General features: G+C 62.0%; 5 protein-coding genes and 2 pseudogenes. 4 read left to right on the forward strand and 3 right to left on the reverse strand.

Annotated features, from left to right (window positions below; all coding sequences use genetic code 11):
• From AHiyo1_RS24400 to AHiyo1_RS03070, 3 genes and pseudogenes are all read right to left on the reverse strand, one after another.
• Positions 1 to 761 (reverse strand): annotated as a pseudogene (locus tag AHiyo1_RS24400) (hypothetical protein); the annotation flags it as partial.
• On the reverse strand, positions 751 to 1,506 hold the full coding sequence (locus AHiyo1_RS03065; RefSeq protein ID WP_059387585.1) for a TIGR03943 family putative permease subunit: 756 nt from the start codon (positions 1,504 to 1,506) through the stop codon (positions 751 to 753). The pseudogene AHiyo1_RS24400 and the gene AHiyo1_RS03065, both read right to left, overlap by 11 nt.
• The gene (locus AHiyo1_RS03070; RefSeq protein ID WP_059387589.1) at positions 1,496 to 2,548 is read right to left on the reverse strand and encodes a permease; all 1,053 of its coding nucleotides are present in this window, start codon (positions 2,546 to 2,548) and stop codon (positions 1,496 to 1,498) included. The genes AHiyo1_RS03065 and AHiyo1_RS03070 overlap by 11 nt, the downstream gene beginning before the upstream one ends.
• Before the next feature lie 428 nt (positions 2,549 to 2,976).
• On the opposite strand from AHiyo1_RS03070, the gene AHiyo1_RS03075 reads away from it, so the two are divergent.
• The 4 genes and pseudogenes from AHiyo1_RS03075 to AHiyo1_RS03090 form a co-directional block, all read left to right on the forward strand.
• Positions 2,977 to 3,195 (forward strand): hypothetical protein, encoded by a 219-nt coding sequence (locus tag AHiyo1_RS03075; protein WP_059387586.1) that lies wholly within the window; start codon positions 2,977 to 2,979, stop codon positions 3,193 to 3,195.
• Positions 3,192 to 3,980, forward strand: a complete 789-nt coding sequence (locus tag AHiyo1_RS03080; protein ID WP_059387587.1) for a polysaccharide deacetylase family protein — start codon at positions 3,192 to 3,194, stop codon at positions 3,978 to 3,980. The genes AHiyo1_RS03075 and AHiyo1_RS03080 overlap by 4 nt, the downstream gene beginning before the upstream one ends.
• A gap of 38 nt (positions 3,981 to 4,018) precedes the next feature.
• Positions 4,019 to 5,452, forward strand: a complete 1,434-nt coding sequence (locus AHiyo1_RS03085; protein ID WP_059387588.1) for a hypothetical protein — start codon at positions 4,019 to 4,021, stop codon at positions 5,450 to 5,452.
• Between the two features lie 839 nt (positions 5,453 to 6,291).
• A pseudogene (locus tag AHiyo1_RS03090) lies at positions 6,292 to 6,770 on the forward strand (S1C family serine protease); the annotation flags it as partial.

The raw sequence follows: 6,770 nt of genomic DNA on the forward strand, positions 1-6,770 counted from the left end.
CCGAGGATTCCGGCATGCGTGCCCAAAGGGGACACCTTGCCGGAGTCGAGCGGATCGATGAGGAAGATGGATTGGTCGTCTGCCTGCGCCACCAAGGTGGCGGCGCCGGGAACAAAGCGCCAGTCCGTCGCAGTGACCGGACCGTGGATGCCCTGGACAGCCCACGGAGCGGACGACGGTTTGTCGACGTCGTAGACAAAGAGCGTTTTCCAGTACTGGCCAGTGGCAGAAGAAGCGGTGAACGTGAAGCCTATGAGGTGATTGGATCCTGCCGCGTGAAGGTTGGCCACCGTCCCGAGGCTTGGCAAAGGAACAAGCGACGGCGGGCCGCCGGTGAGCGGGACCATCTCAAGTGAGCTGGTGTTGTCATCGTTGACGGTGACGACGGCGAGGGCGGACGGCAGGGCAGCATACTCCTGGATGCGGGGGGCGCTGACAATGACGGTGCCCTGATCGCTTCCGGAGAGGCTTGAGCCGAGGATCGTGTCCGGCTTCTTCAGGCCTGAGTTGTCTTTGCCGGTGTCCCTCTGCAGGGTGTACAGCGAGAAGGCGGCCGGAGTGGCCGAGCGGGCCAGGGCCGAAGTGGAATGGGGGTGCGGTAGCTTCGAAAGGTTTGCTACGGTCAACCCGCCGGCAAGGACGGCAAGGATCGCGATGGCGCCGTAGAGGCGCCGGGCAAAACGGCGTCCGGCCAGTAGCTCTGCTGCGGCAGCAATGGCCGCGGCCCGCTTGGCTGAGACGGGACGGCGCTTAGTAGACATAGGGCTGTGCCGGCTGTGTGGTGGGCTTGATGGAGTCCGGTATCAGAACGATTGACTCCCGGCTGGCCGCATTGGGGTTGGCACGGAAGCTGCTGGTGACGGTGACCCAGCTGTCGGTTTTGTACTCGTTCTGCCAGCCGGGATGATAGACCGGAACACCGATCGGCTGGGCATCGACGGCGCAGCAGGTCACTACAAAACGGGTCACGAAGAATACATTTGGATCTGTCTTGTCCGCGCTGATGAACCCGGTCACGGTGGCAGTCTTGTCGGCAAAAAAGTCCTGCCCCGCGCCGGACCGAAGCAACGATGCCCAGTCCCTCACCGTGAAAGCGGAGTAGTCTCCCTTTCCGGGCAGTGCGGGGGCTTTCAGGGTCAGGGCGGATGCCGAACCGTTGAGGTCCCGTTGCGCGACGGTGGCAGTAGTAAGGGTCGACGGCGGCAGGATGAGTAAGGCGACGACGGCGGCGATGATGGTCAGCACGCTTCCGACCGGCCACAGCCAGCCCCATCGCGAACCGGGCTCATCGGTGTGCTCGTGCCCGTCTTGGGTGCCGGGAGCAAAGGCGAAGGCCGCGAGGGCAAGTACTCCTGCGATCACGGCCATGATGACCGTGAACACGAAATACCGCGGATGGATATACAAGGCAAGCTGCCCTGACACGCCCAGCCAGATCGTTGCGATGAGGCCGATCAGGCTGAGGACCACGCCCTGCCACCGGCCCACGAGCCGCCTAATGACCATAGTTGACCGCCAATCCGAGGACCGCCGCGCAAAGTGCCACCAGCAGGCTGAGCTGAAGGAGGGTTTTCGCGGTGAACGTGGTGCGCATCAGGGCGAGCATTTTCACGTCGATCATGGGCCCGAAGACGAGGAAAGCCACAATGCCCCCCGGCATGAAGGTTGCTCCGAAAGACAGGATAAAGAAGGCATCCACGTTTGAGCAGATCGCAACGACGAAAGCCAACACCATCAATGCCAAGACAGACCAGACCGGGTTGCTACCCAAGGCGACCAGCACTTCGCGGGAAACGGCAACTTGGATCAGCCCCGCCATGCCTGCACCAACAAACAGTGCAGGCATCATTGCGCGTGTCTCCTGGGCGAACATCTGCACGCTGCGCCTGATCCTTCCGGCAGAGCCCGCGTGGTGGTCTGCTACTGAACACGTCTCCTGGAACCGGGCGGTCAGCAGCTCACCTGGCCGCGGATGCCGGCTGTAGATCCAACCGACAAGGTTGGCGATGAAGAAGCCGCCCAGGACACGGGAGGCCAGGATGCCGTTGTCCCAACCAAACGCCTGCGCGGTGGTGACGATGGTGACGGGGTTCAGGATGGGTGCCGCGAACAGGAAAGTCATCGATTCCGCAACCGTCAGGCCATTGACCACCAGACCCCGGGCAAGCGGAACATTGCCGCATTCGCAAACAGGCAGCAGCATTCCCAAAAGCGACAGGACGAGCCTCCGCAGCACCGGGCTCCGCGGCAGGCGGCGGAGCAGCATGCCCTCCGGCAGCCAGACCTGGACAGCGATCGAGAGGACGATCCCGAGGAACACGAACGGCAGGGACTCGACGACGACGCTGATCGACAGTGTGGCGAAGTCGCGGGCAGCGTTGGGTAGAGCAAAGACCTCCGGCGTTGATGGTGCCAGCACCCGGACGGCCGCGAACAGTGCAATGAGGGCGAGCCCGACGATGAGACCGGCGGCAGACTTCGACGTGAAAGCACGTGACGGGCTTCCGTGCTCGCGTCCCGGCTGTTCGCGTTTGTCGACTGCAGGCAGCGTCACAGTCACTCCTTACTCCTCGGACCCGGTCGGGGACACCGGAAGGGGCTGCGAAAACCGACTGTACACGCCGCTCACGTTCGCGACTAGCCTGTCAGCCCTGCCGGTTTCCGAACCGGGCAGAGCTCCGCTACTCGCTGCGCGGGAGACCCGGACGAAACCGAGTGGCGTGTCCGAAAGACAGGTAGCCGACACTCAAGTCGCTGTGTGGGAACGACAGTATTTTGGGGAGGGTCGATCACTTGTGGGTGTGGGTGGCCGGCAGTGAGAATGCCCGTTCCGGTTTCGTTCGGGCCATATCCGGGCAGGACATGGGGGACGAACCGCATTTGTGAAACGAGTTCGGTCCTATGAAACGATCAAGGCAGAATGACGCGCCAGTCCAAAATACTTCTGTGGGGGCAGACCGGTGGACGGTTGCCTCAGTGCCCGAGCGGGGCCAGCCGTGGAAAATACTCGAGTGGTGGAAAATTCTCAAGTCCGGTGGCACCGCAGCCACGGCCATCGGCACAGTGGTGCTTGTCCTTGCGACATTCTTCAACGCGGTCCTGCTGGCGCCGGCAGCCCAGGCGGCAAGCCTCGTCACTGTGACCCTTACTTTTGATGACGCCCACGTGGATCAGATGGCAGCCGCTGCTACATGAACTCGAAGGGCCTTCACGGAACATTCTTCACTCCGTCAGGCTTCCTGAACTCTGACTCCCTGCACATGACGACTGCTCAGGCACTCGCGCTTCAGGCAGCGGGTAACGAGATCGGGGGGCACACGGTGACCCACCCCGACCTCGCCCAGGCTGACGCGGGTGAGGTTACCCGTCAGGTTTGCGATGACCGCACAAACCTGACGAACATGGGGTTGCGCGTAACGAACTTTGCGTACCCCTATGCCTCGTCCACCCCGGCCATAGAGACGATTGTCCAAAGTTGCGGCTACAACAGCGCCCGTGGATTGGGTGACATTGCAAGCCAGATCCCCGCATCGGCCGGCATGCCGCTCTCTGAAACCATGCCGCCAGCCGACCCATATCTGACGAAGGCACCGGACCAGATCGACAGCACGTGGACACTTCAGAACCTGAAGGACCTGACCCTCAAAGCCGAGCCCGGCGGCGGGTGGATGCAATACACCTTCCACCACATCAACATCGCGAACAATCCGCTCAACGTGAGCACCGCAAACTTCAATGCCCTCATTGACTTCCTGGTGGCCGAGCAGGCCGCAGGCCGGATCATTGTCAAGACCGTCGACCAAGTGATCGGCGGCACTGTCAAGACCAACCCGGCCGGCCGCCGCCGCCGGCGCCCATCACCTCCGGAAATCTTCTCCGCAATCCCGGTTTTGAGACCGCCGGCCCCGTCGCCGGAGGGGCGCCTTCGTGCTGGGTTCCGGGAGGCTACGGCAACAACACCTACACCTACAGCACGGTAACCGGGGCCCACACCGGGACTGCCGCCGAACAACTGGTCATGACCACCTACCTGGACGGTGATGCCAAAATATTGCCACCGCTTGATACGGGCCAATGCACCCCGACCGTGACGCCGGGCAAGAGATACACGATGTCGGCCTGGTACAACTCGACGGCGAATACCCAATTCGAGCTCTACTACAGGCTGGGTCAGGGCAACTGGCAGTATTGGACGTCGAGTCCGCTCTATCCTGCCTCCGCGGCCTACACCCAGGTCACCTATACCTCTCCACCCGTGCCTGCCGGCGCCACCGCCATGACCATGGCACTGACCCTTACCAGCCTGGGAACACTGGTTACCGATGACTACAGCCTGACGGAAGCAGTATTGCCGCCCGGCGCGTTCGAGCCGTTGACCCCGATGCGCTTGCTCGACACGAGGACCAGCAGCGGCCCGGTGGCTCCCGACGGGACCGTCTCATTCCAGGTCGCTGGAGTGAACGGAATACCGGCAAGCATCGCCGCGGTGACGTTCAACCTGACGGTCGCGAACTCAACCTCATTCGGGTTCGTCACGGCCTACGCCTCCGGCACCGTGAGACCTAACGCATCGAACCTGAATTATGACACGGGACAAATTATCCCGAATAGCGTCACGGTTCCGGTCGGGGCCGACGGAAAGGTCACGCTGTACAACCGGTCCAGCGGCACGGCACAACTGATAGCAGACGTTTCCGGGTACTACGTCGCAGGAACAGCGGCCGCCGCAGGCGCATTCCAGCCGATCGCGCCAACCAGGTTCCTTGATACCAGGAACACCCCAACGCCCGTGGCTCCGAACGGCACCGTTTCGGTCCAGGTTGGGGGAGTGAGCGGAGTCCCGGCAAACGTGTCGGCCGTGACCTTCAACCTGACGGTCGCGAACTCGACGTCATTCGGGTTTGTTGCCGCCTATGCCTCGGGAACCCTGAGGCCAAATGCATCCAACCTGAACTACGCCACCGGGCAAATCGTCCCGAACAGGGTGACGGTCCCGGTCGGAGCGGACGGCAAGGTCATACTGTACAACCAGTCCAGTGGCACTGCGCAATTGATCGTCGACGTCTCGGGATATTACCTGTCGGGCGTAGCAACGCTCCCGGGTACGTTCGAGCCGATCGCCCCAACGAGGTTCCTTGATACAAGGAACACCACGGCGGTGGCAGGGGACGGAACAATCTCCTTCCAGGTGGGTGGCGTGGGCGGAGTCCCAGCTACTGCCGCTGCGACGATTTTCAACCTTACGGTGGCCAACTCGACGTCCTTCGGTTTTGTCACGGCCTATCCCTCCGGGGCGGCACTCCCGAACGCGTCGAATCTGAACTACGCCACCGGCCAGATTGTCCCCAACAGCGTCACCATTCCAATTGGACCGGATGGCAAGGTCAATCTGTACAACCGCTCCGGCGGCACCGCCCAACTCATTGCGGATGTCTCGGGTTACTTCCTCTAACCACGGCGCACGAACAAACCGTCTCACTGAAAACACCCCGGTCTTCGGACCGGGGTGTTTTTCTTTGACGTTGTGCTTCTTTGCCTCGGATCGTGATCCCGCCGAAGATTCGACGTTCCATTCCCGGGTGATCTTAATGATTCGGACTTCGGGCCGCGGGCTCGTCATCCGAGTTCTCGATGTTGTCCGTTGAACTTCCAGGTTCCCCGTTGCGATGTTTGGCAGTGCTCTTGCGATCAACCAGCCTCAGTCGCCGGTGTCCAAAGACCATCACAACGGCTACCACTGCGGCTCCGATGAGGACCATCACGACCCAAATCCATTGTTGCCCGTCCACGTTCGCCCCAATCTCAGCCCGTCGGCTGCGTCCCGCTTTGTACTACGAAAGGCCGTTGCCCTGCCTGCCTAGGCCGGAAGGCGGGCCCGCTGAGGAGTCAGTCTTTCTCCTGATGGTTTGCGTAGGCGATGCACCGACCCCGGTTTTTGAACTGTGGGTAGTCCATTCAGCAAGCCCCCTTGCCTTATTGGCTGCGACCCCTCGCCGGTCTGAGCCCAGTCGTTGCAATCCGCCCATCTGTTGTCGCATGGACGCTGACCGACACCATAGGACTGCGGGCGGTTGCCGTCTTGAGTGGTCCCTACTTGTTTTCGGGGATTCGTACGCGACCGCTGTTGCGGTCCGTCGAGTGTGGTTGTTAACCAGTTCAAAGAAGGTAACGACGGCGGCACTCACCGTGTCGGCGTGCAGTGGCAGAGTTCACCCACGGCGTAGGACGGAACGGACTAACCGAAGCAGCGTATTCGTTGATATAGACACCACCGGTTACAGGAGGTGCACGATGAGTACGTTGCCGGAACAAGTTTTTCCCGAGGACATCCCTGACGCCCCGTCAGATGACGAAGCCTTGGACGCCTACTCGCGGACAGTGATGCACGTCGCAGAGACGGTCACGCCGCATGTTGCAGCTTTGGAGATGAGCAGCGCCCGCAGGAACGGCCAAGTCAGGATTGGAAGCGGATCGGCTGTCGTGTTCACGGGGGACGGCTACATGCTGACCAACGCCCACGTGGTCTCGGGTCTCCGCTCCGGGCGGGCAATCTTCGCTGACGGAACCCACACCGACGTCGAACTCGTCGGTGCGGATCCTTTGTCTGATCTCGCCATTGTCCGCGGGCGCCACACGCCGCCGCCGGCCATCCTGGGCAACGCGGAGTCGCTGCACGTAGGCCAATTGGTGATCGCCGTGGGCAACCCGCTGGGGCTGGCAGGATCAGTGACGCAGGCGTCGTCAGCGGGCTCGGGCGCTCCATCCCGGTC

It is taken from the genome of Arthrobacter sp. Hiyo1, from assembly GCF_001263615.2.
In the GTDB taxonomy this organism is placed as follows: Bacteria; Actinomycetota; Actinomycetes; order Actinomycetales; family Micrococcaceae; genus Arthrobacter.

Excerpts from the sequence above, each read along its gene's own strand:
- AHiyo1_RS03065 (WP_059387585.1), bottom strand. The coding sequence starts at position 1,506 with ATGGTCATTAGGCGGCTCGTGGGCCGGTGGCAGGGCGTGGTCCTCAGC.
- AHiyo1_RS03080 (WP_059387587.1), top strand. The coding sequence starts at position 3,192 with ATGAACTCGAAGGGCCTTCACGGAACATTCTTCACTCCGTCAGGCTTC.
- AHiyo1_RS03085 (WP_059387588.1), top strand. The coding sequence starts at position 4,019 with ATGACCACCTACCTGGACGGTGATGCCAAAATATTGCCACCGCTTGAT.